The following is a 25331-nucleotide window of genomic DNA, read 5'->3' as shown; positions in this document are numbered from 1 at the left end:
ATGGCAGCCAATATGAATGAAGACGGCGTCAATCGTGGTGCCTTATTACTGATGTCTTTGGGTGAGGATTGTGCAGTTGAAATTTTTAAGTTTTTAGGGCCTAAAGAAGTCCAAAAACTTGGCTTTGCCATGGCCAATATGAACGCGGTAAAGCGTGAAGATATGGACAAAGTGTTGGGGGATTTCATTGCCTCAACGCAAAACCGCGCTAATTTGGGCGCTGCCGATGAATATATTCGTTCAGTATTAACCAAGGCGCTCGGCACCGACAAAGCGGCCAATTTGCTCGACCGTATCTTGCAAGGCAATGACAATAACGGGATTGAATCGTTAAAATGGATGGATGCGGTTGCGGTTGCTGAGTTGATTAAAAATGAACACCCACAGATTATTGCCACCATTATGGTGCACCTAGAGCCAGATCAGTCCTCTGAAATCATGGGGCATTTTGTTGAGCGTTTACGCAATGATGTTTTACTGCGGATTGCCACGCTTGAGGGTGTACAACCGGCCGCATTAAAAGAGCTGAATGATGTTTTAACGCAGCTGTTGTCTGGCTCGGACAAGTTGAAAAAAAGCGCCATGGGCGGCGTGCAAATGGCGGCCCGATATGCTCAACTTTATGGGTAGCGCAGTCGAAACCTCGGCGGTTGCCAATATTCGCGAATACGACCCTGAACTGGCGCAAAAAATCCAAGATAAAATGTTTACCTTCGATAACGTGTTGGATATTGATGACCGTGGTATCCAGCTCTTGATGCGTGAAATTCAGTCTGATTCTTTGGTGGTCGCGCTCAAAGGCACCAGCCAAGCATTACGCGAAAAAATATTTAAAAATATGTCGCAACGTGCGGCAGAAATGTTGCGTGAAGATCTGGAAGCAAAAGGGCCGGTTAAGCTCTCTGAGGTTGAAGGCGAGCAAAAAGAAATTCTTAAAATCGTACGTCGTCTGGCCGATGAAGGACAAATTGTATTGGGCGGCGGCGGTGGCGAGGGCTTAGTTGAATAAGGAACACCATGTCAGGACCCCATCGTCGCGTGATTCCACGCGAAGAGCTATCTGAGTTTCAGCGCTGGCAATTTAATTCACTGCTTGATACGCCAAAGGCCGTTCCCCCCCTTCTTGCTGTTGCAACTCCCGAGGTGATAGAGCCGATACCGGAACCGCTGCCTCCGCCAGAAGTAGCGCCGGAGCCTGTCCTGCCTATTGAGCCGAGCTTGCCGCTACCGACCGCCGAAGAAATTGAAGCCATTCAGCAGCAGGCCCAGCATGAAGGATTTCAAGCGGGCTTAGAGGCCGGTCGTTTGGCGGCCGAGGCTGAAACGCAGCAATTACTGACTCTATTAGGGCATATCACCGAAACCTTGGCGCAGGGCGAAGCGCAATTGGCCGAATCGGTTCTTGATTTGGCTTTGCTTGCGGCAAGACAAATGATTTGTGACGAATTACAAAATCACCCCAAGCAACTATTGGCACCGATTCGTGAAGCTTTGGCGATGATGCCTACGGCGACCCATCCATCGCGCTTATTTTTGTCGCCCCAAGACTTTGAACTACTGCACTCATCGCTACAAATCGAATTGCCTGACGACGTTTGGCGTTTGGTCGCAGATCCTAGTTTATTGAGTGGCAGCTGCAAAATTGAAACGCCGGCCACCCAGTTGTCTTTTTCTTTGGCATCACGCTGGGAAAATATTTTGAGGGTATTAAGACGTAGCGATAGAGCTGATTTAGCTTGGGGGCAATACCCCGTAGAGGAAACACAGGCTGCACCTGCAGCCCTGCATTTAGAAACGCCAGCGCCAGTAAGCACTGATCTTGAATCCATAGCGATCATCGATGCATCGCCATCGCCATCGCCATCGCCGTTGGCACCCGCAGCCGACGCTGAGCGCGCTTAGTTTATGAGTGCGCCAATTCAATTCATTCAAAGCTATCTCAATGATTGTGGTTCGGCCATTACTGCGATTCGGCCATGGCAGCCGCGCGGGCGTTTAACGCGCGTTTCGGGCATGGTGCTAGAAGCGGTCGGCTTACGGCTACCCATTGGCGCGTCGTGCCAAGTGATGACGCCCAATGGCCATTCAGTGGAGGCGGTGGTGGTGGGCTTTCAAGAAAGCCGGCTGTTTTTAATGCCGATTGCTGAAGTGTATGGTGTTGAGCCGGGTGCGGCAGTGATTCCACTGGAGGATTTTTCTGCGTGGGAGCCCGAATTTGGCAAGCCCAGAGCGGCGCAGCGGCGTGTTGAAGATCATGGCCGGCAAGTGCCTGTGGGGTGGGGATTACTCAATCGAATTTTAGATGGTTTGGGGCGGCCACTCGATGGCAAGGGCCCGCTGCAGTTTGATAGCTATCAGCCCTTATTTGCCCGCCCGTATAACCCTATGGATAGAGAGCCGGTCAAGCAAGTGATGGATGTTGGCGTACGCGCCATCAATGCCATGCTGACGGTTGGGCGTGGGCAACGCTTGGGTTTATTTGCCGGTTCTGGGGTGGGTAAATCGGTGCTGCTCGGCATGATGGCGCGTTACACCAAGGCCGATGTGGTGGTGGTGGGGGCTTAATTGGCGAGCGGGGCCGAGAAGTTAAAGATTTTATTGAAAACATTTTGGGCGACGAAGGTCGTGCGCGTAGTGTGGTGGTCGCCGCGCCTGCCGATACGCCGCCGCTGCTGCGTTTGTATGGCGCCGCCTACGCGACCAGCATTGCCGAGTATTTTCGCGATCAAGGGCAAAATGTGCTGTTGATTATGGATTCTTTAACGCGCTATGCGATGGCGCAGCGGGAAATCGCCTTGGCTATTGGCGAGCCACCCGCCACCAAAGGTTATCCACCTTCGGTATTTGCACGCTTACCGCAATTGGTTGAGCGGGCTGGTAATGGTCGGGAGGGCGGTGGCTCAATTACGGCTTTTTATACGGTCTTGTCAGAAGGCGATGATCAGCAAGATCCCATCGCTGACAATGCCCGCGCGATTTTAGATGGTCACTTTGTTTTATCCCGGCAATTGGCGGAGTCTGGTCACTACCCGGCCATTGATATCGAAGCCTCTATTTCACGGGTAATGCACGATATTATTAGCCAGCCTGAATTTGACTTAGTACGTAAATTTAAGCACTTGTATGCGCGCTATCAGCGTAGCCGCGATTTAATCAGTGTTGGTGCGTATGTGCCGGGGTCCGATCCGGTGCTCGATGAAGCGATACGCCGGCATCCCGGTTTTGAAGCTTTTTTGCAACAAGGGATTCATGAACAAGAAAGCTACGAAGGCGCTAGAGTGAAGTTGGCGCAATTGTTTGGGATGTAATTGAGTGGCTCAATTTCGTTTTGCATTTTTATTGCAACTGGCAATCGATCAGCGTGAAGACGCGGCACGCTTAATGCAAGCGCGCACAAGCGGCGTGGTTATTGGCGCGCAGTAAGCTCGAACAAGTGGATGGCTTTCGAAATGAATACCGCGCTCGCTTGGCCAATAGCGCGCAAACTGGCATGTCGATTGGGCAGTGGCGAGATTATCAATTATTTTTGGCCAAACTCGATGGCGCTGCCGATCAGCAAATCTTTGAAGTAGAGCGGTTAGCGCTGGAATATGAACGGCATAAAAATGACTGGCAAAGCTGCGAGCGCAAAGTAAAAGCATTCGAAGCCTTACGCGATCGGCACAATCAAGCTGAACTGCGCAAAGAAGGGCAGCAAGAGCAAAAACTGCTCGATGAATTTAATAGCCGTTTAGGGCGATATTAGCCGCGCGGCATTAACAGAAATAACAAAGCCCCATATTGGGGCTTTTGTCATTGCTGGTGTCCCCGACAGGAATCGAACCTGTATCTAGCGCTTAGGAGGCACTGGTACTATCCGTTGTACTACGAGGACTACGGCGGCGATTGTACCGCAAGGGCGGTGCTTCTGCCAGCAGTGATCGGAGCGCTTGATATTGGGGTTGAGCCGGTCAAGCCAATGGCAATCGAACCTCGTCGATATGGCGCGTAGATTGTGATGCTGTTGCCACGGCTGTGGCTAAATAATTGACTACCTTGCTGCAAAATGACATTAATCAACGCTATGGGGAGATTGTTGCCCTAGGCTATACGTCAATAGTGCCAGCGCATTCGTTCAGGAGAAATTCATGTCACGCAGTACAAAAATTGTCGCAACCTTAGGCCCATCGTCCAATGATGTCACGATCTTGGAAAAACTAATCGTGGCTGGAGTGAATATGGTCCGATTGAATTTCTCGCATGGCACCGCACAAGATCATTTAGATCGTGCCGCCTTAGTGCGTGAAATCGCCAAAAAACTCAATCGCCCGATTGCCATTATGGTGGATTTGCAAGGGCCTAAAATTCGTGTCGGTAAGTTTGAAAAAAATAAAATTGAATTAAAAAATGGCGCCAAATTTATCCTTGATGCTGAATGCGCGCTGGGCAATCAAAACACCGTTGGCTTAGATTATAAAGAGCTGCCAAATGATGTGGAAAGCGGGGTGGTATTGCTGCTTGATGACGGTAAAGTCAAACTGCAAGTGGATCATGTGGAAGGCGCAAAAGTATTCACCACCGTGTTAGTTGGCGGCACGCTCTCAAATAATAAAGGCATTAATCGCCAAGGTGGTGGCTTAACCGCTCCGGCTTTAACCGCCAAAGACATGGAAGACATCAAAGTTGCGGCCAAGTTACACGCCGATTATGTCGCGGTTTCTTTCCCTAAAAGTGGCGCTGATATGTATATGGCGCGCACATTGCTCCGAGCTGCGGGCAGTAAGGCATTGCTGATTGCTAAAATTGAACGCACTGAAGCCATTGGTAATTTAGAAGACATTTTGACTGCGTCGGACGGCATTATGGTGGCGCGTGGTGATTTGGCGGTTGAAGTGGGGGATGCGGCAGTACCTGCACTACAAAAACGCATGATTAAAGCCGCCCGCGCGATGAATAAGCTCACCATTACGGCAACGCAAATGATGGAGTCGATGATTTCTAGCCCAGTACCAACGCGCGCCGAAGTGTCTGACGTGGCCAATGCGGTATTAGATGGCACCGATGCGGTGATGTTGTCGGCCGAAACGGCGTCGGGTAGTTATCCGGTAGAAACCGTTGAGTCGATGGCGCGAGTGTGTGTTGAGGCCGAAAAATCGCAAGATTATAAAGTCAGCAATGCGGCTATTTTAGATGGCGAATATTCTCGAGTTGACCAAACTATTTCCATGGCGGCTTTGTTTGCGTCCAATCATTTGAATGTCAAAGTCATTGCCGCTTTGACGCAATCGGGCTCGTCAGCATTGTGGATGTCACGCGTGATTAGTGGTGTGCCAATTTATGCTTTAACGCCAGAAGCTGAAACCTACAATCGCTTGTCATTATTCCGTGACGTAGAGCCAGTGATGCTGTCGCACGATAATACTGATCGTGAATCTTTATTGGTGCGCGCAGAGGTAGAAATGCTACGCCGAGGTATCGTGCAAGTCGGCGATTTGATTGCATTTACTTTTGGCGATGTGGTCGGTATGGGCGGTGGAACCAACTGCCTAAAAATCGTTAAAGCCGGTGAAATTAAGCATCGCTAACTGCTGTAGTTGCTCTGCGTGATGGATCGAGGCGCACCGAGGTGCGCCTCTTTTTCATACTTTATTGTCTTGAAACACGAATCACGCCTGGGACATCCTTTAGGCGCACAAAGACTTTTTGCAGTTGCTCGTTATCGCGGATTTCAATCGTAAACCGCATTTGAGAGCGAGCATCTTTGTTTTGCGTTTGCACCGCAGTCACATTGATTTTGTCTCTGACCATCACGTCAGATAAATCGCGCAACATACTCGCTCGCTCCAGCGTTTCCACCAAAATATCCACGGAAAACACACATGCCCCGCTGATTGCCCCCAATCGGCTTTAATCAGTCGCTCTGGCGCTTCAGTCGCTAGCCGTTTGAGTGCACTGCAATCGGTACGATGAATCGAAATCCCACGCCCCTTGGTCACAAAGCCCATCACATGATCGGGCGGAACCGGTTTGCAGCAGCGCGCCAGCATCGTCATTAATTTATCGATGCCTTCGATTAAAATACCTTCGCCACTTTGATTAGCGCGGGCGGTTTTAACCATCAGCTCTGGTGTTTGGTCGGCGACTTCTTGCGGTGTCAGCGATTCGGCAAAGGCCATCGCTAATGCGCGACAAGAGCATTCGCCTTGGCCTAGCGCGGCAAACACATCCTCGATTTGCTTATAGCCGAGTTTTTGGGCGATCAGCTCTTGGCTAATATTACTTGCCCCAGCGCGAGACGCTTCTTTATCAAATAAAGTATGTCCAGCTTCGATGGCAATATCCAGATGCTGCTGCCGTATCCAGTGCCGAATTTTTTGGCTGGCACGATGGCTTTTAACATAACCTTGATGCAACCAATCTAAGCTTGGCCCACCTTCTTTGGCGGCTAGAATCTCAACGCGTTGGCCATTTTCCAGTGGCGTGCCCAGCGGCACAATCGCGCCATTGACTTTGGCACCACGGCAGCGATGGCCTAAATCGGTATGCAAATGATATGCAAAGTCGACCGCCGTACTGCCTTTAGGCAGTGAAATAACGCGACCCGCTGGGGTTAGGACATAAATTGTATCGTCGAATAATTCTGCCTTGAACGCATCCGAAAAATCACTTTCATTGGCTAAATCTTCGCGCCAATCGAGCAATTGGCGTAGCCAAGCAATTTTTTCTTCATAGCGTGAATCGCCTTTGCCGCCTTCTTTGTAACGCCAGTGCGCGGCAACGCCAAATTCCGCGTGTTCGTGCATATCGAAGGTGCGAATTTGCACCTCAACCGCTTTATCTGCAGGGCCTATTACCGCGGTATGTAAAGAGCGATAAAAATTGCCTTTGGGCTGGGCGATATAGTCGTCAAACTCACCGGGAATCGGCTGCCATAGATTATGCACAATGCCGAGTACCGTATAACAATCTTTAACATCATCCACCAGTACGCGAACGGCGCGAATATCATACAGCTCAGAAAAATCGAGCTTTTTCTTTTGCATCTTTTTCCAGATGCTGTAGATGTGTTTTGGCCGCCCCATCAAGTCAACATGCGTTACGCCAGCGAGCGCTAATTCGCTTCGCAGTTTACTGATTACATCGCCAATAAAATGCTCACGATCCACCCGGCGCTCATCGAGTAATTTGGCGATTTTTTTATAGGTATCAGTATGCAAATAGCGGAAACCTAAATCTTCGAGCTCCCATTTAATTTGCCAAACGCCTAAGCGATTGGCCAAAGGTGCGAATAAATCTAAGGTTTCGCGGGCAATAATTCGGCGCTGTTCTTCGTTTTTACATTGGCCAAGCTATGCATGGTTTGCGTGCGCCAAGCGAGCTTAATCAGCACTGCGCGAATATCTTCCACCATCGCCAGCAGCATTTTGCGCTGCGCTTCAACTTGCTGCGCGTAGTCCGCGGCCTTACCGTGTTGTGGCTGCGCCAATTGGCGTAATTGCCTGACCTTGATAATCCCTTCCACTAAGGCGGTGACGATGCTGCCAAAGCGCTTATTAATTTGTTCGGTGGCATTGCTGAGTTTATCGGGCGCACAAAATAGCAACGCGGCGATCACTGCATTGGCATCCATGCGTAAATCGGCCACGATGGACGCGCTGGCCACGGCATGAATAAACAAAGACGTTTGCGTGTCTGGATTGACTGAGTCTTGATACAGCTCCGCCGCCCAGTCTAATGCTTCACGTAAACGGATAATATCCTGCGGTGGATAGCGCTCAGAAAGCGCAATTAACCAGCGATCAGGATCGGCAGCTTCGGCAATCGATTGGGCTAGAGGACGAGTAACGGCAACCATAATTTTCTACAACGTAAACGAATCATTGAATTTTGCGGCAATAATACAGTCTGTCATAGCTAAATCATTGGAAAAATAACCGAATGCCTCGAAAATACCTCCGCCGCTGGCTGCCTGACCACGCGGCGATGCTAGACAATCGTTTTTTACGGCGTTTTGCCCCTTGGTTTGAGCATCCCAATTTATTTCATCTGAATCGAAAATCCGTCGCTGGGGGCTTAGCCGTCGGCATGATTGGTGGCCTGATTCCGGGGCCATTGCAGGTGATTACTTCGGCGATTTTATGTTTGATTTTTCGGGTTAATTTACCGGTTGCCATTTTGGGGACTTTCTATACCAATCCACTGACTATTGCGCCGATTTATTGGCTGGCGTATCAAATTGGCGCTTGGGTGAGCAATACCCAAGGGCGGGCGGTGCTGGCACCGATGCCAGAGTGGGGCGAGCTCTCGTTGAATAGCTGGTTGCTGGCGATGTGGCATTGGGTGGGCGCCCTGGGGATGCCACTCTTGATTGGCTTGCCTATATTGGCATTTGGTTTGGCGATTGTGATGTATTTTGCCGTGCAGTTATTATGGCGATTATGGGTGTATTGGATGCTGTACCAGAAAAGAAAAAGGCGCTAGGGTTTGGCGGCTTTTGGTCTGATGCTGCGTTACAAAGCGCTGACGTAGAATGACTACGCTGCGCGCTTCGTGCCTTGCTTCAGGCCAAAATCCGCACAAACGCGGTTGGCAAACCAAACGTCAACAGACCCTAGTTCCCCAAGTTAAATCAGGCAGTATTGCGAGTGCTAAGCTGCGCCCCAGCTTGGTTGAGGGCGTGCAGCACTTGGGCCGCTCGCTGCAATAAAACCACATCGCGCCCCCATGGGCGGCGATTTTTGGGTAGATGGCGTAAAAACGCCAATTGCCGCGCACTATGCAAAACCAGCTCGCGTACTTCTGGATCATCGCGCATGAGTTGCTGTAATAAGCGTTGAGCGAGGGTGGTGTTATCGGCTTGCAGATAGTAGGCGCTAGATTGCAGATAAAGTAGCCAGTCTCGACTTTGTGCATAGGCCAGTGGCAGGCTTTTGGCTGGGTCGTCTTCAAAGTCAATAAATTGAATCTGACCATTTTGCCACATGATATTACGGGTAAACGCTTGGCTGAGATTTTGGTGACATTGATGGACTTGCAATATCGCCTGTAGCCCTGCTAACCAAATCTCTAATTGCTCAGGACCAGAGGTGCGCAGCAATTCTTCGAGTGACTGCTCGCCAGCGACGCTCATGGCAAACCAATCTTGTTCAATATGGCGCACTTGCGGCACAGGCACGCCAGCGCGATGCAGTGCTGCTAGGCGTTCAATTTCGATACGTTGACTAGCGGCACCACCGGGCGCATGGACGGCACAGAGTAAGGGCAGGCGCAGTATTTTGGCCAAGCCATTTGAGTAAGCGATAACCGAGCGCCGAACGTGCAGGCTCTTGACGTTTGATAATCAACCGCTCACCGGCAAATTCAACCAAGACAATCCGGTCTGCGGTGGGTAAGTTGGCGGTGGTCAGCTGAGCGATTGGCAATGCTACTGGCATAATCAATTTCAATACAAGTCAGTTTTATGAAAATAATTAACATTATGTATTGAAAATAAAAAGATTCAAGTCAGTTTTTTTTGTTGTTTCTCGTCTATATCCTTGCCGTCTCTGTTTTGGTTCGTAATCAGTACTTGCTACTGGCAGCGGCAGTTAATTCGTCTTGCAAGCGTTGCAAAAAGTTTAAACGCTCTTGTGAGATCGTTCCTTCGGCAATCGCGGCATGAATGGCACAGCCGGGCTCTTGGCGGTGGCGACAATTGTGAAAGCGGCACTGTCCAAGGTGGCGCGCCATGTCGGGCATTAAGCGCGGTAAGTCTTCCACTCCAATATGTGCCAAACCAAAAGATTGCAAACCGGGTGAGTCGATTAGTTCAGAGGTGGCATTGAGTTTATACAGCTGGGCATGTGTGGGTGGTGTGCTTACCCGAATCGAGCGCAGTAGAGATTTCTTTTACGCGGGCATTGGCTTCTGGAATCAAGGCATTGGTAATGGTAGATTTTCCCATCCCAGACTGACCCACCAAGACCGAGACTTGCCCTTCTAGCCAGGGCGTGAGTGGGCTTAAATCTTGTTTGGCGGAAATCTCAACCACGGGGTAGCCTAAGCCCGTGTAATACGCCAAACGCGCTCTGGCGGCATCGGCCACTGGTAAATCGCACTTATTCAGGCAAATTACTGGACGTATACCTTCGGCTTCTGCGGCGATGAGGGCGCGGCTAATGAGTTCATCGGAAAAGCTCGGTTCAGTCGCCACCACAATCACAATCTGCGTCACATTGGCGGCAATCATTTTGCTGCGCCAAGCATCGGAGCGATAGAGCAGGGTTTTACGCTGCAATGCTTTATTGATCACGGCTTGCTCAAGATTGAGCACGTCGATATCAACTTGATCGCCACAGGCATAATCGGTTTTTTTGCCTCGAGTTGAGGCGGAAAGACGGCGGCCATCGGCAAGTTCTACGATGTAAACCTTGCCGTAGCTAGTCACAATGCGGGCTGTTTCGGTCATGAGGCCTTTGGAAGTGCATCTACGCACGCGGCGCAGATAAAGTCATTACGAGTTAAACCGTTGGCTGAATGGGTATTCCATGTCAGTTTACAGCGGCTAAAACTCAGCTGGATATCGGGGTGATGGTTATGCTGGTGGGCAATAAACGCCACCGCATTGGTAAACGCCATCGTTTCATAAAAACTGCGAAAGCGAAACGTTTTTTCTAGGCTGTCATTCACGACAAACCAATCGTCTAGCTCGGTACATAGCATTTCAACGGCCAGCGCATCAAGTTTGGGCGCAGCTTGAACACAAGATTCGGTATTTAACGACATCGCAGAGCTCCAGTGTGGGTTTTCTCTGTTGTAGTCCAAGCTATTGAATAAGCCCAAACCTAATTACACTGCCAGTCGTTGCAAGGCAGCAATGCGTAAACTGGCTGGCGGATGGCTGTCATAAAACAAGCTATGCCAAGGATCTGGTGTCAGTGTTGCGGCATTGTCGCGATACAATTTAACCAAGGCATTGACTAAATCTGCGCTGGAACTTTGGCTGGCCGCAAAGGCATCCGCTTCATATTCATGCCGGCGCGACATCATCGAGCTCAGCGGTGAAAACAAAAAAGTAAATACCGGCAGCACCATAAAAAACAGCAATAAAGCCGCCGCAGTGGATGGCGTAGTCACGCCCAAACCTTGATAAAACCACAACTGGGTTTTGAGCTGACCCAACAGCCATAAAAAGCCCAGCATCAGCGCAAAAGTCCAGACAATGCGTTTTACAATATGGCGATGCTTAAAGTGGCCTAATTCATGCGCCAACACCGCTTCGATTTCTGACGGCGATAAATGCTTCAGTAGCGTATCAAAAAACACAATGCGTTTGGATTTACCCAAGCCGGTGAAGTAGGCGTTGCCATGCGATGAGCGCTTGCTGCCATCCATTACAAATAAGCCATTCGATTGAAAGCCGCAGCGAGTCAGTAGGGCAGTGATCCGCGCTTTCACTTCGCCGTCTTCCATCGGAATGAATTTATTAAATAGCGGCGCGATAAAGGTTGGAAACACCCACATCAGCGTCAGCGAAAATCCCAGCCAGGTTATCCAAACCCACAGCCACCAATATTCGCCCATCGCGCCCATTAGCCACAATACCGCCGCAATTAATGGCAGGCCAATCACGGCTCCGATCAGCGTGGTTTTGGCCAGGTCGGTGATAAACAGCTTGGCGCTCATTTGGTTAAAACCAAAGCGTGACTCAATGACAAAGGTCGAGACCAAAGAAAACGGCAACGACAAGATGCTACTGACCACCGCTAAACTAGCAATCAGCGCAATGCCGTGGCCGAGGCTATCGGGAGTAAACCACTGTGCGGTGAGATTGGATAACCACGCAATACCGCCGCCCAAAGTAAACGCTGCCAAGATCATGGCATCAAAAATAGTGGTGAGCATGCCAAACCGAGTTTTAGCGATGGTATACGCCGCCGCTCTTTGATGTGAGGCGAGGGTAATTTGCTCGGCGAATTCAGTAGGCACCACCTTGCTATGGCGTTTTACATGGTTGACATGACGCAGTGCTAACCAAAGCTGTAATAAAACACTCGCCATCAGGGCAAACAAGAAAAGTAGTGAAAATTGTGTAGCGCTAAAAAGGTCAGTCATGAAGTAAAATGATGTTTTTTCTCGGGAATTGCTCAGTATGCCACAAGACCAGAACCGACTCATCTGGGTCGACATGGAAATGACGGGTTTGGAGCCTGAAACCGACCGTGTCATCGAAATTGCCGTGGTCATTACCGACAATGATTTAAATATCGTCGCCGAAGGCCCTGTTTTTGTGATTCACCAAGACGACGCCTTGCTCGACTCAATGGATGAATGGTGTGTTAAAACTCACGGTAACTCGGGATTGACCGCCAAAGTAAAAGCATCAACCACCACCGAAGCGCAGGCTGAGGCGCAATTGATTGAATTTATCTCGCAATACGTGCCCAAAGGCGTATCGCCATTGTGTGGTAACTCAGTGCATCAAGATCGGCGCTTTTTGGTGAAGTACCTGCCGCAATTAGAAAGCTGGTTCCATTACCGTAATTTGGATGTTTCTACCCTGAAAGAGCTCTGCAAACGTTGGCAACCGCAAATTGCCAAAGGCTTTAAAAAAGCGCGCGCACATACCGCTTTGGCCGATATTGTCGAATCGATTGATGAGTTGAAATATTACCGCGAGCACTTTATTCAAGCGCCAGCGGTTGAAGAAGTGTCTTAATCTGCTGGGCAAAACATCGCCCAGATCCAGCGTCAATCGACGCTGGCATTCACCACGGGGCCATTGGCCTATTTTTGATGACTCGATTGGACCCGCAGCATGTTTAGTTCTGAAATTGAAGCCTTGGCAACCGAACTCGGGCAATTACTCTTGGCGCGCGGTGAAACGGTAGCAACGGCCGAATCGTGCACCGGTGGTTTGATTGCGGGCGCGATTACTGAAATCGCCGGGTCGAGTGCCTGGTTTGAGCGCGGCTATATTACCTATGCCAATCAAGCCAAAATCAGCCTGCTCGATGTGCCGCCAGCGTTTATTGATGGGCTCGGTGCGGTGAGTGAGCCGGTGGTGGCCGCGATGGCGCAAGGCGCTGCCGATGGCGCGGCGGCGCGTTGGGCGGTGGCGGTTTCTGGGGTGGCTGGGCCAACCGGTGGCAGTGTTGACAAGCCCGTTGGTACCGTTTGGTTTGCCTTTGCAACGCCAGAAGGAATTCATACCGAAAAGCACGTATTTGCTGGTAACCGTTCAGCAGTAAGGATGGCAACGGTATACCATGCTTTATTGCGTTTAGTTGCCTTAGTAAAACAAGCCACATAAAGCGAGCGCAGCATTAGTTTTAGCAGGAGAGCTGACAATGACGACCATTGTTGTAGTAAAAAAAGACGGGCATTGCGCCATTGCCGCTGATAGCCAGTCGACTTTTGGCGACACGCGTTTAGCCGCGATGGACGATGCGCGCTGGAATAAGATTTTTCAATATGACGATAATTATTTCGCCATTTGCGGTAGCGCCGCACACGATTTGGTTTTGCAATCGGCATTAAAAAAAATCAAAAAGCTTGATTTTTCTAATCGCGCCGCCATTTTTGAATCATTCCGCAAATTACATCGCAAATTAAAAGACGATTTTTTTCTGAAAACCGACGAAGAAGACGACGACGCGTATGAGTCGAGCCAGATGACGGTATTGATTGTGAATCGATACGGTATTTTTGGCGTGTATAGCTTGCGCGAAGTGTATGAATTTGAGCGTTTTTGGGCCAGCGGCAGTGGCCGAGATTATGCCATTGGCGCAATGCACGCGGTGTATTCGCAACTGAGCGCCAGTGAAATCGCCAAAGTGGGCGTTGAAACCGGTTGTATGTTTGACGTGGCCTCGAGCTTGCCAATGACGCTGTACTCGGTCGAAATGAAGGCGTAACAGCCAGATATACAACCGTGGCCAGGCAGAAATACGCTCTAGTGCACAGACGATGTGCAGACGTTGTTGTGAGGCGTTGCTACTGTCGTTACGGCGCATTCGCATGAAATGGTGGGGGCTTTGGCTCCCACTGGTTTTTTCAAGCCTGTTGCTTGGCAATCGCGTTGATCGCCTGTGGTGTTGATTGTTGGCCTTTACCTTATGAATGAATAAAGAGAATCGAATGAAAGATATTTTAGAGCGTTTCCTGTTTGATAAAGCCCCAGTACGCGGCGAATTAGTGCAACTTGATGCCACGTACAAAGAAGTGCTCGCGCGGCATCAATACCCGCTGGTGCTGCAACGCATTATTGGTGAATTGATGGCGGCCAGCGCCTTGCTATCGGCGATGCTCAAATTTGACGGCACTTTGATTATGCAAATGCATGGTACTGGTGCCGTGCAATTGATCGTGATTGAATTCACATCCGATCGCACCATGCGCGCCACGGCACGCTGGGATGCTGACAAAATCCAAACCTTTGGCCCCGGCACGTCACTGGCTGAATTACTCGGACGCGGTCGCTTTATGATTACGCTCGATCCAACTGTGGGCGAAGCGTATCAAGGCGTGGTTGGCATGGAGCGTGGCCAATCCGTAGCGCAAATTATCGAGCACTATATGAGCGCGTCTGAGCAGCTAGAAACGCGTTTGTGTGGTTGCGTGCAGCGATGCCAAAAGCGACAACAAAATGGCCGCAGGCATGATGCTGCAAAAAATGCCAGCTGAAGCCGACGAAACCCAATCGTATGAACATTTGGTGACGCTGGCAGAAACCGTTAAGCCAGAAGAGCTGCTGGAACTACCGGCACGTGAAGTGCTGTATCGTTTATTTCACGAAGACAGCGTTCGCGTATTTGAACCCACCACGCCCCGTTTTGCTTGCTCTTGCTCGCGTCACCGCGTTGCCGGCATGATTAAATTGATGGAACGCGATGAAGTCGATGAAGTCTTAGCCGAGCGCGGTAATGTGCATATCGTCTGTGATTTCTGCGGTAAAGAATACGAGTTTGACGCCGTGGATATCGGTGCGCTCTATGCCGATAGCCCAGCCACCGGCTCCGTGCAATAAGGGTATTGCTCGCTGGCCTTGGTTGGCTAAGTGCTTGAAGTAAATACTGCTGTATAAAATGAAGCCCAAGCGATGCTGCTGCATCACTTGGGCTTTTTGTTGGGGTGAGAGTAGGGGTTTTAAATCACGCTCACCTTAGCTGCACCCGCTTGCAAGGAGCCAATCGCTGCCGCTTGGGCAAAGCCTTGTGCTTGAAATAAAGCCATGACTTCGTCGGCGGCGTCGGCCGAGCAGGCCACTAATAAGCCACCGGAGGTTTGTGCATCGGCCATGATGCGCTGCTGCCAATCGGCAACGCTGGCAGCAAATTCAACATCGGGGCCAAAACTGGCTAAATTGCGCTCAATTGCCCCGGGGCCAATGCCTTGTTGGGCAAAACCAACGGCGGCCGATAGCAGTGGTAAATCATCGGCACAAATTTGTGCGGTCAGTTGAGCGCCACGGCAAACTTCTAATACATGGCCGAGTAGGCCAAAGCCGGTGACGTCGGTGAGCGCGTGCACGCCGGCGAGTTTGGCTAAATCACTGCCGACTTTATTCAGTTGAGTCGTGGTATCAATCAGCTGTTGATAGCCCGCAGCATCGAGCAGCCCTTTCTTCATGGCGGTACCCAAAATACCGATGCCCAAGGGCTTGCCTAAAATCAGCACGTCGTCAGCTTGGGCGTCGCTGTTTTTTTCAGTTGTTTGGGGTGCACTAAGCCCATGGCGACCAAACCATAAATCGGCTCCGGTGCATCAATTGAGTGTCCGCCAGCAATCGGGATGCCGGCAGTAGCGCAAACGGCAGCGCCGCCGGCCAAGATTTGTTGGATATCTTCAATCGGCAACACATTAACCGGCATGCCGACAATCGCTAAAGCCATAATCGGTGTGCCGCCCATGGCATAAATATCCGAGATGGCATTAGTGGCGGCGATGCGGCCAAAATCAAAAGCATCATCCACAATCGGCATAAAAAAAATCCGTGGTCGCCACCAAAGCTTGTTCGTCATTGAGCCAATACACTGCGGCATCATCGGCGGTTTCGGTGCCGACCAACAGTTTGGGAAACATCGCCGCAGTGGGGAGTTTTGACAGCATTTCAGATAATACCGCCGGCGCAATTTTGCAGCCGCAACCACCACCGTGCGATAAAGTTGTTAATTTTGTGCTCATTACCACCCCTAAGTCAGAAACCAATGGCCCAAGATAGCAGCCCTGTCGCGCTTTGGCGAGAGGGCATCGGGATGAATTTAGCCACGGCTGCCGTGTAGGTGGGATAATCCACCGATTGAGTGGATAAGGTGAAAAAACGTGAAAAAAATGTTATCGACCTTGGCCGATCTAAACCATTTTGACGAAGTGATCGACGTTCGCACGCCGCTAGAGTTTGCCGTGGACCATATTCCCGGTGCGATCAATGCGCCTGTGCTGAGTAATGAAGAGCGGGTGATTGTCGGCACGCTGTATAAGCAAGACCCGTTTGCGGCGACCAAACTCGGCGCAGGACTGGTTGCCAGCAATATTGGTCTACACCTTGCCACTACGTTTAAAGACAAACCCAGAAACTGGAAACCGTTGATTTATTGCTGGCGCGGCGGCAAACGCTCCGGCTCAATGGCTACGTGGCTGAATTTAATCGGCTGGAAAGCCGGCCAATTGCAAGGCGGATATAAAGCCTATCGCACGGATGTGTTGGCTCAAACTGGCTGCGCTGCCAGCCGCATCGCGCTTTATTGTTTTGGCCGGACACACACCGGTTGCGGCAAAACGCGGCTTTTAACAGCCTTAGCCCAAGCGGGCGCGCAGACGCTGGATTTAGAAGGGCTGGCGCAGCATCGTGGCTCCGTGCTGGGCGCGAACCCAAGTAGTTCGCAGCCATCACAAAAATTGTTTGATAGCCTATTAACGCGCCAGCTGGCACAGTTTGATCCGAATCGCCCAGTGTTTGTCGAAGCGGAAAGCAAACGCATCGGCTTAATTCACTTGCCAGCCAGCTTGATGTTGGCAATTCGCGCCGCCGATTGCATTCAAATTGAAGCGAGCTTTGCCGATCGAATTCGATTTTTGTGCGACGACTACAGCCATTTGTTTAACGACCCCGCCAATTTTAAAAGTAAACTCGCCCGATTGGTCGAAATGCACGGCAAGGCCGTTTTGGCGCATTGGCATGAATTGATTGATGAAGGCCAAAAAGCTGAGTTGTTTAGCGAGCTGATTCATAAACACTACGATCCAGCCTATAAGCGCAGCAGCCAAAATAACTACCTAAGAATGGATCAAGCTCGAACATTAACCATTGACCCATCAGGCGATTTAAGCCACAGCGCCAAACAATTGCTGCACGAGCTTGGCGAGTGACATTGAGCGTATTTGCGCTGATGCAAGTGCTGTTCCAACCCGCTGGCGCGGTTGGGCGGAGATTTAAGCCTTAGAAAAAAGCTGCAATCCCAGCCTGAACATCGCTTCATTCAATGAAATGCCACACTGTCGCGTGGCTTTTTTATGGGTTACTTGTTATTACAGTGACATTTGCCGCTATGATTGATTTTTTATTGAATTTGGCGCGAGCGATGCGAGTTTTATTGGCTTTAGGTTTGGCATTTTTGAATGCTGCTGCGCTCGCTGCGACGCCTGCTAAGACCACTGCGCCAGCTTATCAATTGGGGCTGAGCAGCTGGGTCTGGTGGTGAATAAAAACGATCCGCTGTCTCTGGAGATCGCCACCTATTACGCTACTCAGCATCATTTAGCACCAGAGCAAATTCTCGAAATCAGCCTGCCGACAGATCGGGTGTGGATTACGGAGGGCGAACTAGAGCAAGTCAAAGCGCAAATCGACGGCTATTTTTCGCCCAAAATTCAAGCTCTGGCGCTGGCGTGGAGCAAGCCGTATCGCGTGAACTGCATCGGCATTACCTATGGGATTACGCTCGGTTATGTTGAAGGCATCTGCAGTAATCTGGACAAAGCAACGCCAGCATCGCTCTATTTTAATCATCCCAGCACGCAACCTTTTACTGATTTGGGCATCCGCCCCAGTATGATGTTGGCGGCAAACGATGTGTCGAGTGCTAAAAAATTGATTGAGCGTGGTGTGAAAGCTTGGGGTAATCAACCCAAAGCGACGGCGTATTTTTTAACCACAACAGATCAAGCCCGCAGTTCGCGCGCGCGGCCTTGTTTCCACCGAGTCAAATCATTAAAAAACCTGCCATTAAAATCGAAAATATCAAGGCCAATACGCTGAAAGATAAAAGCGATATTTTGATTTACCAAACGGGTTTGGCGAATGTGGCTGATCTAGCAACGCTGCGCTTTGTTCCCGGCGCGCTGGCCGATCATTTAACATCTTACGGCGGCATGCTGACCGATAGCGGGCAAATGAGTAGTATGAAATGGCTAGAAAGCGGCGCAACAGCCAGCTACGGCACGGTGAGCGAGCCGTATAGCTACCCACAAAAATTCCCGCATCCGCAAGTTTTGTTGGGACATTATTTATTCGGTGCCACGGCAGTCGAAGCCTACTGGAAAAGCGTTGCATGGCCCGCGCAAGGGGTGTTTATTGGCGATCCACTGGCCGCGCCGTATCGGAGTTTGAGTCCGTTTAAGTAATGGGTTCTGTGCTGATTTTATGTGGTATTTCCCGCTAAGCCTTGGCAGTAAATAGCCAGAGGCTGATACCTAAGTTTTTTAGGCAGTATTCAGATTTGGTGTTGATGCTGTGCCGCGCTCGTCGAGCTGGGGCTTAAAATCCCGTTTAAGCGCGCCGAGTGAGGAGGGAGACAAACAGTTTTATCGTTTGGCTCACGACAATCGAGGGCACAGCGGAGCTGGGCGCGCTCGGGGCGCTTTTCTTTGCTTACTTTCTTTGGCGACGCAAAGAAAGTAAGTCCCGTCGCGGATTGCGACTGTAAAGCAAGGTGCCGCAGCACTTAAAAAACGATCAACACGTAATCTGAACATCGCCGTTTTTTAGCGCACAAGCTCGTAGGAGTTTGCGCGCCATCAGCGATGGATTGTTCGCGCATCGAAGCTCCATCAATCCATCTCAGGCCCGTTGTAACACGACTAACTGAGCGGCTTGATCGCCATAATCGCCAAAAATGTTGCAGGGCCATTGTCGGTGGACGATGGCGCTTTGTAGCAGCCCAATGCGCCGAGAAAATGCACCGCCATCGCAGTCAGCTCCCACGCGCCATCGCTTCATCGCCAATTTCAAACACATGATCCAAACCAAACAGCGCAATGCCCGTTAGGTCTTCGAGCTCTTTGAGTTTGGCGGCGCGCTCACGCAGTGCCGGCAAGACGGTTTCATTACTCCACGCCCATTTCCATGAATTGCCTTGGGCGGAATAACTGCCAATGTTAATCACGTCGGCTTCGGCCTCAAGTTGATCAGCCGCGTCAAAAAACTGCAGTTTTCCTGTCGCTTGATCAAACCACCAGCGCCCAGCGCCATTACCTAAGCCATAGCTTTCACTCAATGCCACCTGCTTTTGCTCGAGCTCGGCAAAGGTGCTGTCCATAAAGGCGTAAAACTCATCATCGGTCATGCTCACTACGATTTTCCTTATTCAGTTTGAATGCGCATTTTACTGTGCTTTCAAGCCAAGGTCGCGTTCATGCTGCGTTGTTCTCATTTGCGGCTCGCTAGCGGATTAAATCCAGTGACGAGGGCTGTGCCGAGCAAAATGATTAGCGCACCAATTAGCGTGTTGCTACCGATGTGTTCACCCAAAAACAGCGTGCCCCACAAGATGCCAAAGACTGGAATTAAAAAGGTGACCGTTAGCGTTGATGCTGCGCCAATTTCGCGTACGAGGCGAAAATACAGTAAGTACGCTGCACCGGTACACAAAATTGCCAGCCCAGCGATGGCCAACCAAACTACAGGCGTGGGCGTGCTGATGGGCTGGCTAGTTGCAAACAATGGCAACAAAAATAAACTTGCGCCCCACATACTGCCGTGGGCCACTTGAAACGAAGGAATGTGGCTGGCTTTGAGTTTGGTATACGCGCTGGCGATGCCGTAGCACAAGGTCGCAGATAAACACGTTGCAATGCCCAGCGCGGCCCCCGTTTGGCTGACAACCCGATCAAATCCCACCAATACGGCCACGCCCAAAATACCAATCAACAGCCCTAAGCACACTTTGAAGGTCGGCATTTTTCGGATGATCAACGCCATGATCACCGCCCCCCAGATTGGCGCAGTGGCATTGAGGATCGACATCATCGAGGCGTTGAGCGTGCGGGCGGCAAAGCCGTAGGCTAAAAACGGCAAGGCGGTATTAAAAACGCCCAAAATTAGATATTCGCGCCAGTGTTGCCACGCAAACCCTTGCTTGAGTGCTTGCGCTACCAAGGCTAAAAACACCGCGGCCAAGCCAATGCGCGCACTAATGGTCCAAATTGGACCGAGGCTGGGCACGGCTAAACGCAAAAACAAAAAGGACGCGCCCCAAATCGCGGCGAGTAAAGTCAAACGGCAGGCGTTGGCAAAATTCATTTTCAGCTCGAATAAAGTCGAGATGCCATTGTGCATCGCCGCCCTGATGCTTGGCTAGAGAAAGAAATTATCGGTGATGTTTTTGATTTCGCGGCGCTAATTGGCCTTACGCTACTTGCCTTGTGTGTTGAGGTGGGGATTGTTTTTTAGTTTAAATAGGGCGGCATTGATGTCAATTTCACTCTCTGAAAAACAATACGCGGTATTTTGATGGGTTTGGATATGGAGATATTTTTTCTGTGTGAGTTTGCTGTTTTTTCGCGATAGATATTGGCTAATTAAACCAGCAAATAGCACCGTGGCTTATTTTGCAGCTTATGCGGCTGCCTCTGCGTAATCGGCGTAATTCGCTGCGCTCATTAGCTCCCTACGGGATTGCGGTTTACGAGTTAAAATCGACGCGGCGTAGCCGCATAAAAAAACAAAAACCGCCAGATTCAATCCGGCGGTTTTATTTAAAAAATCTCTCAGTAAACGTTGGGCTTCGCAAGCTCAGCGCCAACCTACAAGACTACGCATTAATTCGTTCTTATATGAACGGGCGCTTATCAATATGAGGGTGGTAATTTTGCTGATCAGCTCCCCAATCAAAATATATTCCGCTATTGGGTTCCAATAATTGAGTCGCATGAGCTTCGCTAATTGAAAGATTAATCGTTGAAAGTTGATGAGAGTTTTGTGCTCCGACTAATTTGGCATAAACAATTATTTTGTAATTTCCTGCTAGAAAAGAAAAATTACTTCCATCAATAGGTAGCATAAAGTGATGGTCAAAAGTAACGCCATCTTGTGGAATGAACAAACCACTACCTCTTTTTAAATTTCCTTTTTCACCATAAACCCAAATAGTGAAATTTTGCTTTGATTCATTTCGTTGGAGCGACAAATAAAGGCTTTCAAGAACGTGGCCTTTTTTCGCTGTGCTGTAGAGCAAAGTACGTAGATATACTTTGTTTTCCGAGCTATCAAATTTTATTCCATCGGGTCCAAAGAATACAGTCGTTGGCTGTGTCATCATTAGGCTCCCTTTTCGAAAAAAAGTTAGCCAAGCCGTGACGGCAGATATAACTAATGCTAAGCAAGAAATTATAAAACTAAGCCATGAAGTCATGCAGTACCTGTATTGAAAGTAAAAATAAGTAATTTGAAATTTAGACTTAGTCTACTGATGGCTTTACTTAACAAAACTTACCCCAACGCCTTCGTCACAATCTCATACGTATCACTCGACAATCCTTGCGTCCCGCGAATCCGTTCTAGCTCTTGCTGCATTAACTCGCGGCGGCCGGCGTCGACTTTGGTCCAGCGATTAAAGCAGCTGGCAAGGCGGGCGGCGATTTGTGGGTTGATGGCGTCCAATTGGATAATGTGGTCGGCAGCAAAGGCATAGCCATAGCCATCGGCAGCGTGAAAGTGCGGCGGGTTGCCTAGACAAAAGGCGGTAATGAGTGAGCGTACTTTGTTTGGGTTTTTGATTGAAAACGCTGGATGCTCAGTGAGCTGCTGCACGCGGCTTAGCGCGCCGGGGCGGCGGCTGGTGGCTTGTAGCGTAAACCATTTGTCCATCACCAGCGCATCGGTGCTCCAGTGCGCGGCAAAGTCAGCCAGTTGGGCGTCACCGCCGTCGCGATTGACTAGCGCTTTGAGTGCCGCAAGGCGATCGGTCATATTGTCGGCGCGTTGGTATTGGCGGGCGAGTAAAGACGCGATCATCGGCTCATCGAGTTCAGCCAGATAATCCAAGCAGATATTTTTTAAGCTGCGGCGCGCGACTTGTTCGCCTTCGTAAACGTAAGGTGTGGCGTCGTTCAGCCGTTGGTAGACGGCGAGCAGTTCTTGGCGTAATTCGCGGGCGATTTGTTGTTTGATACTGCGGCAAACATCGTATAACCGTACCGGGTCGACATCGGACAATTGCTCAAACAAATAGTTTTCGCGCGGCAATTCCAGCATTAAGGCCACTAGCGCAGGGTCGAGTTTGTCGCTGGTGAGTAGCTTTTGGTAGGCGGCAATAAAGGCCGCTGGTGCTGCGACTTTTTCGCCTTGGCCGGCGGCAGCGTATTGCGCTTTGAGTAGTTGTACGGCAAAGGTGTTGGCCGCTTCCCAGCGCGCAAAGGCGTCGCTGTCATTGGCCATTAAAAACACCAAATCGTCATCGCTATACGCAAAATTTAAATGCACTGGCGCTGAGAAATCGCGCAATAACGACGGTACCGGCAGGCACGGCACGTTGATAAAGGTAAAGCTTTGCAGCGCTTCGCGGATTTCTAACACGCGGTGTGGTGCTACCGGGTACGGCTTCGCCTTGCAATTGCAGCGGCAGATCTTGGCCACGGCGATCAATCAAGCCAACGGTTAAAGGCAAATGAAACGGCAGTTTGTGTTCTTGCCCGGGCGTGGCTGGGCAATGCTGCGCTACGGTGAGCGTATAGGTCTGTGCGGCGGCGTCGTAATCGGCGTTCACCGACAAGATCGGCGTACCGGCTTGGCTATACCAGCGCTCGAATTGATCAAGATTCACGCCATTGGCGTCGCTCATTGCCCGGCGGAAATCGTCGCAAGTAACGGCTTGGCCATCATGGCGTTTAAAATACAAATCCATACCACGGCGAAATCCGGCAGTACCAAGCAAGGTGGCGTACATGCGTACCACTTCGCTGCCTTTTTCGTAAATCGTCCACGTATAAAAATTATTGATTTCTAGGTATTCATCGGGGCGAATGGGGTGCGCTTGCGGGCCAGCGTCCTCAGCAAATTGCGTTTCGCGCAGTGCGCGCACATTGGAAATACGCTGCACGGCGCGGCTACCGATATCGCTAGAGAATTCTTGATCGCGATACACGGTGAGGCCTTCTTTAAGGCTGAGCTGAAACCAGTCGCGGCAGGTCACGCGATTGCCGGTCCAGTTGTGGAAATATTCATGCGCCACGACTGAATCAATACCGTCAAAATCAACGTCGGTGGCCGTATCAGGCTTGGCCAAAACAAATTTGGTATTAAAGATATTCAAGCCCTTGTTTTCCATCGCGCCCATATTAAAGTCGCTGACGGCGACAATCATATAGGTATCGAGATCGTATTCCAGCCCAAAGCGTTCTTCATCCCACGCCATGGCTTTTTGCGCGGCGGCCAGCGCATGATGGCATTTATCTAAATTGCCCGGTTCTACATAAATCTCGATTTGAATCGTGCGCTGACTTGGCGTGGTATGGCTGCCCGATAGCGACACCAATTTGCCGGCGACCAAGGCAAATAAATACGCCGGCTTTTTTAAATGGATCGACCCATTTCACCCAATGGCGATTTTTGTCCAAAGCACCGCTGCCCACACGATTACCGTTTGATAGCAACACCGGAAACTTGGTTTTATCGGCAATGATGGTGGTGGTGAATTTCGCCATTACGTCAGGGCGATCTAAGTAATAAGTGATTTTGCGAAAGCCTTCGGCCTCGCATTGGGTAAAGAAATTACCGTTGGATTGATATAAACCCATCAGGCTGGTGTTGTCGCTAGGTAGCAAACGCGTCACGATTTCTAAAATGCCATCATCCGGCATCTGGGGAATGCTGAGGCTGCAATCATCGAGCTGATAATCGCTCGCAGTGAGCGGAACGCCATCGAGTTTGATGCTCTCTAGCGTCAGTGCTTCACCATCCAAAACCAGCGGCGTATCGGCGCTCACACCCTGATTGCGTTTAATAATCAGGCGAGATGTTACTTTGGCATGGGTATCGCTCAGCTCAAAAGTTAAATCAACGCGGTCAATTAAATAGCTCGGGGGGGTATAGTCGAGACGACGAATCGCTTGGCGGCTGCTCATAGTGGGCGGCTCTTTTTGGGAATGGCAGAAAGTCGCAAGCTTAAACCGAGATCGATTCACAAACAATCGGCAATAGTGCGGTTGTGCGAGTTCGCCGCATTGGGCGTCGGTAGCAAAAGCGATGTCAGGTAAAGCTGACAAGTTGCTGATCTTAGGTATATTCCGAAAAAGTTCGATCTTAGACAAAAACAGTCATTCAGCTTATAAGTGCCGACTGGTATTATGACCCACATATTTTGCCGTCATTACGGAATCACACCACGATGTATATTTACGACGAATACGACCAGCAGATTGTGGACCAGCGCGTAGCGCAGTATCGCGATCAAACGCAACGCTTCTTAGCCGGTGAGTTAACCGAAGAGCAATTTCGCCCATTGCGCTTGCAAAACGGCCTTTATATTCAAAGACATGCGCCGATGTTGCGAGTGGCCATTCCTTATGGTCATGTGACCAGCCGCCAAGTTCGCAAGCTGGCTGAAATCGCCCGTAAATATGACAAAGATTATGCGCATTTCACCACGCGCCAAAACATCCAATACAACTGGCCGGCGCTGGAAAACGTGCCGGACATCTTGGCTGAACTGGCTACAGTGCAAATGCACGCGATTCAAACTTCGGGCAACTGTATCCGAAATACCACGACCGATCAGTTTGCCGGTGTGGCGCATGATGAGATTGTTGACCCACGCCCTTGGTGTGAAATCATCCGTCAATGGTCGACGTTTCACCCTGAATTTGCCCATTTACCGCGTAAATTTAAAATCGCCGTCAATGGTTCAGTCGAAGATCGCGCCGCCGTGTTGGTGCACGATGTGGGCATCAATGTGGTGAAAAATGCCGCAGGCGAAGTCGGATTTGAATTATGTCGGTGGTGGTTTAGGCCGTACGCCGATTGTCGGTAGCTTGATCAAGCCTTGGCTTGAGCCAGAACATTTGCTGTCGTATTTGGATGCCGTGTTGCGCGTGTATAACCGCTACGGTCGCCGCGATAATAAATACAAAGCGCGGATTAAGATTTTGGTGAAAGC

General features: G+C 50.2%; 22 protein-coding genes, 1 tRNA gene and 6 pseudogenes. 17 read left to right on the top strand and 12 right to left on the bottom strand.

What is annotated here, in order from left to right:
* Positions 1–12: 12 nt before the first annotated feature.
* From fliG to fliJ, 5 genes and pseudogenes are all read left to right on the top strand, one after another.
* Positions 13–1009: pseudogene (fliG, locus tag GKO28_RS22635) on the top strand (flagellar motor switch protein FliG).
* Positions 1010–1017: 8 nt separating this feature from the next.
* A complete protein-coding gene (locus GKO28_RS03995) occupies positions 1018–1902 on the top strand; it encodes a flagellar assembly protein FliH (protein ID WP_182075437.1) in 885 nt (294 codons plus the stop codon).
* A 3-nt stretch (positions 1903–1905) separates the two neighbouring features.
* Entirely contained in the window at positions 1906–2565 is a 660-nt protein-coding gene (locus GKO28_RS21080; protein WP_282099225.1) for a hypothetical protein, read from the top strand.
* A 44-nt stretch (positions 2566–2609) separates the two neighbouring features.
* Positions 2610–3308, top strand: coding sequence for a hypothetical protein (locus GKO28_RS21075; RefSeq protein ID WP_282099224.1), 699 nt, complete (start codon positions 2610–2612; stop codon positions 3306–3308).
* A gap of 101 nt (positions 3309–3409) precedes the next feature.
* On the top strand, positions 3410–3745 hold the full coding sequence (gene fliJ, locus GKO28_RS03985; protein ID WP_182075436.1) for a flagellar export protein FliJ: 336 nt from the start codon (positions 3410–3412) through the stop codon (positions 3743–3745).
* A 54-nt stretch (positions 3746–3799) separates the two neighbouring features.
* Here fliJ and GKO28_RS03980 read toward each other — a convergent pair.
* A tRNA-Arg gene (locus tag GKO28_RS03980) sits at positions 3800–3874 on the bottom strand.
* A 253-nt stretch (positions 3875–4127) separates the two neighbouring features.
* Between GKO28_RS03980 and pyk the strand changes: the two genes are divergently transcribed.
* A complete protein-coding gene (pyk, locus tag GKO28_RS03975) occupies positions 4128–5564 on the top strand; it encodes a pyruvate kinase (RefSeq protein WP_182075435.1) in 1437 nt (478 codons plus the stop codon).
* A 61-nt stretch (positions 5565–5625) separates the two neighbouring features.
* Here the strand turns inward: pyk and GKO28_RS22630 are convergent.
* Positions 5626–7834, bottom strand: a pseudogene (locus GKO28_RS22630) (bifunctional (p)ppGpp synthetase/guanosine-3',5'-bis(diphosphate) 3'-pyrophosphohydrolase).
* An 83-nt stretch (positions 7835–7917) separates the two neighbouring features.
* Between GKO28_RS22630 and GKO28_RS03965 the strand changes: the two are divergent.
* On the top strand, positions 7918–8460 hold the full coding sequence (locus GKO28_RS03965; protein ID WP_182075434.1) for a DUF2062 domain-containing protein: 543 nt from the start codon (positions 7918–7920) through the stop codon (positions 8458–8460).
* Positions 8461–8608: 148 nt separating this feature from the next.
* Here the strand turns inward: GKO28_RS03965 and GKO28_RS03960 are convergent, their stop codons facing one another.
* From GKO28_RS03960 to GKO28_RS03945, 4 genes and pseudogenes are all read right to left on the bottom strand, one after another.
* Positions 8609–9262, bottom strand: coding sequence for an RIO1 family regulatory kinase/ATPase (locus GKO28_RS03960; RefSeq protein ID WP_182075433.1), 654 nt, complete (start codon positions 9260–9262; stop codon positions 8609–8611).
* A gap of 278 nt (positions 9263–9540) precedes the next feature.
* Positions 9541–10426 (bottom strand): annotated as a pseudogene (gene rsgA / locus GKO28_RS03955) (ribosome small subunit-dependent GTPase A).
* Positions 10423–10743, bottom strand: a complete 321-nt coding sequence (locus tag GKO28_RS03950) for a 4a-hydroxytetrahydrobiopterin dehydratase (RefSeq protein ID WP_182075432.1) — start codon at positions 10741–10743, stop codon at positions 10423–10425. The pseudogene rsgA and the gene GKO28_RS03950 overlap by 4 nt, the downstream one beginning before the upstream one ends.
* A 63-nt stretch (positions 10744–10806) precedes the next feature.
* A complete protein-coding gene (locus GKO28_RS03945; RefSeq protein ID WP_182075431.1) occupies positions 10807–12072 on the bottom strand; it encodes a M48 family metallopeptidase in 1266 nt (421 codons plus the stop codon).
* A 37-nt stretch (positions 12073–12109) separates the two neighbouring features.
* Here GKO28_RS03945 and orn point away from each other — a divergent pair, with 37 nt between their 5' ends.
* The 5 genes from orn to GKO28_RS21065 all read left to right on the top strand — a co-directional run bounded on the left by orn (position 12110) and on the right by GKO28_RS21065 (position 14986).
* The gene (gene orn, locus GKO28_RS03940; protein WP_182075430.1) at positions 12110–12676 is read left to right on the top strand and encodes an oligoribonuclease; all 567 of its coding nucleotides are present in this window, start codon (positions 12110–12112) and stop codon (positions 12674–12676) included.
* A 99-nt stretch (positions 12677–12775) separates the two neighbouring features.
* Positions 12776–13270, top strand: a complete 495-nt coding sequence (locus tag GKO28_RS03935) for a CinA family protein (protein ID WP_182075429.1) — start codon at positions 12776–12778, stop codon at positions 13268–13270.
* Between the two features lie 37 nt (positions 13271–13307).
* Positions 13308–13874: an MFS transporter gene (locus GKO28_RS03930; RefSeq protein WP_173532144.1), complete on the top strand. Its 567-nt coding sequence runs from the start codon at positions 13308–13310 to the stop codon at positions 13872–13874.
* A gap of 223 nt (positions 13875–14097) precedes the next feature.
* Complete coding sequence (locus tag GKO28_RS21070; RefSeq protein ID WP_203563896.1) at positions 14098–14643, top strand: Hsp33 family molecular chaperone HslO; 546 nt, start codon at positions 14098–14100, stop codon at positions 14641–14643.
* Positions 14618–14986 carry an Hsp33 family molecular chaperone HslO gene (locus GKO28_RS21065; RefSeq protein ID WP_203563895.1) on the top strand — a complete coding sequence of 123 codons (369 nt, stop codon included), beginning with the start codon at positions 14618–14620 and terminating at the stop codon, positions 14984–14986. Before GKO28_RS21070 ends, GKO28_RS21065 begins: the two co-directional genes overlap by 26 nt.
* A gap of 122 nt (positions 14987–15108) precedes the next feature.
* Here the strand turns inward: GKO28_RS21065 and GKO28_RS03915 are convergent.
* A pseudogene (locus GKO28_RS03915) lies at positions 15109–15905 on the bottom strand (AIR synthase related protein); the annotation flags it as partial.
* A gap of 19 nt (positions 15906–15924) precedes the next feature.
* Positions 15925–16143, bottom strand: a complete 219-nt coding sequence (locus tag GKO28_RS19170) for a hypothetical protein (RefSeq protein WP_247646342.1) — start codon at positions 16141–16143, stop codon at positions 15925–15927.
* A gap of 147 nt (positions 16144–16290) precedes the next feature.
* Here GKO28_RS19170 and mnmH point away from each other — a divergent pair, with 147 nt between their 5' ends.
* From mnmH to GKO28_RS21055, 4 genes are all read left to right on the top strand, one after another.
* A complete protein-coding gene (gene mnmH, locus GKO28_RS03910) occupies positions 16291–17328 on the top strand; it encodes a tRNA 2-selenouridine(34) synthase MnmH (protein ID WP_182077390.1) in 1038 nt (345 codons plus the stop codon).
* A 164-nt stretch (positions 17329–17492) separates the two neighbouring features.
* Positions 17493–17660, top strand: a complete 168-nt coding sequence (locus GKO28_RS03905; protein WP_203563893.1) for a hypothetical protein — start codon at positions 17493–17495, stop codon at positions 17658–17660.
* Positions 17657–18217 carry a TIGR03790 family protein gene (locus GKO28_RS21060; RefSeq protein WP_182075427.1) on the top strand — a complete coding sequence of 187 codons (561 nt, stop codon included), beginning with the start codon at positions 17657–17659 and terminating at the stop codon, positions 18215–18217. The genes GKO28_RS03905 and GKO28_RS21060 overlap by 4 nt, the downstream gene beginning before the upstream one ends.
* Positions 18148–18582 carry a TIGR03790 family protein gene (locus GKO28_RS21055; protein WP_182075426.1) on the top strand — a complete coding sequence of 145 codons (435 nt, stop codon included), beginning with the start codon at positions 18148–18150 and terminating at the stop codon, positions 18580–18582. Before GKO28_RS21060 ends, GKO28_RS21055 begins: the two co-directional genes overlap by 70 nt.
* Positions 18583–19151: 569 nt before the next feature.
* On the opposite strand, the gene GKO28_RS03890 is transcribed toward GKO28_RS21055, so the two are convergent.
* The 4 genes and pseudogenes from GKO28_RS03890 to pepN form a co-directional block, all read right to left on the bottom strand.
* Entirely contained in the window at positions 19152–19523 is a 372-nt protein-coding gene (locus GKO28_RS03890; protein WP_374220755.1) for a DUF6882 domain-containing protein, read from the bottom strand.
* Positions 19524–19606: 83 nt separating this feature from the next.
* A complete protein-coding gene (locus GKO28_RS03885; protein WP_182075425.1) occupies positions 19607–20479 on the bottom strand; it encodes a DMT family transporter in 873 nt (290 codons plus the stop codon).
* Positions 20480–21008: 529 nt separating this feature from the next.
* The gene (locus GKO28_RS03880) at positions 21009–21497 is read right to left on the bottom strand and encodes a hypothetical protein (RefSeq protein WP_203563891.1); all 489 of its coding nucleotides are present in this window, start codon (positions 21495–21497) and stop codon (positions 21009–21011) included.
* A 170-nt stretch (positions 21498–21667) separates the two neighbouring features.
* Positions 21668–24300 (bottom strand): annotated as a pseudogene (pepN, locus tag GKO28_RS03875) (aminopeptidase N).
* 263 nt (positions 24301–24563) lie between these two features.
* Here pepN and GKO28_RS19160 point away from each other — a divergent pair.
* A pseudogene (locus GKO28_RS19160) lies at positions 24564–25317 on the top strand (nitrite/sulfite reductase); the annotation flags it as partial.
* Positions 25318–25331 lie beyond the last annotated feature (14 nt).

Origin of the sequence: Deefgea sp. CFH1-16 (assembly GCF_016881365.1) — a bacterium.
Taxonomy (GTDB): Bacteria; Pseudomonadota; Gammaproteobacteria; order Burkholderiales; family Chitinibacteraceae; genus Deefgea.
The sequence above is the reverse complement of the archived record's forward strand: the minus strand, read 5'-3'. Positions and strand labels throughout refer to the sequence as shown.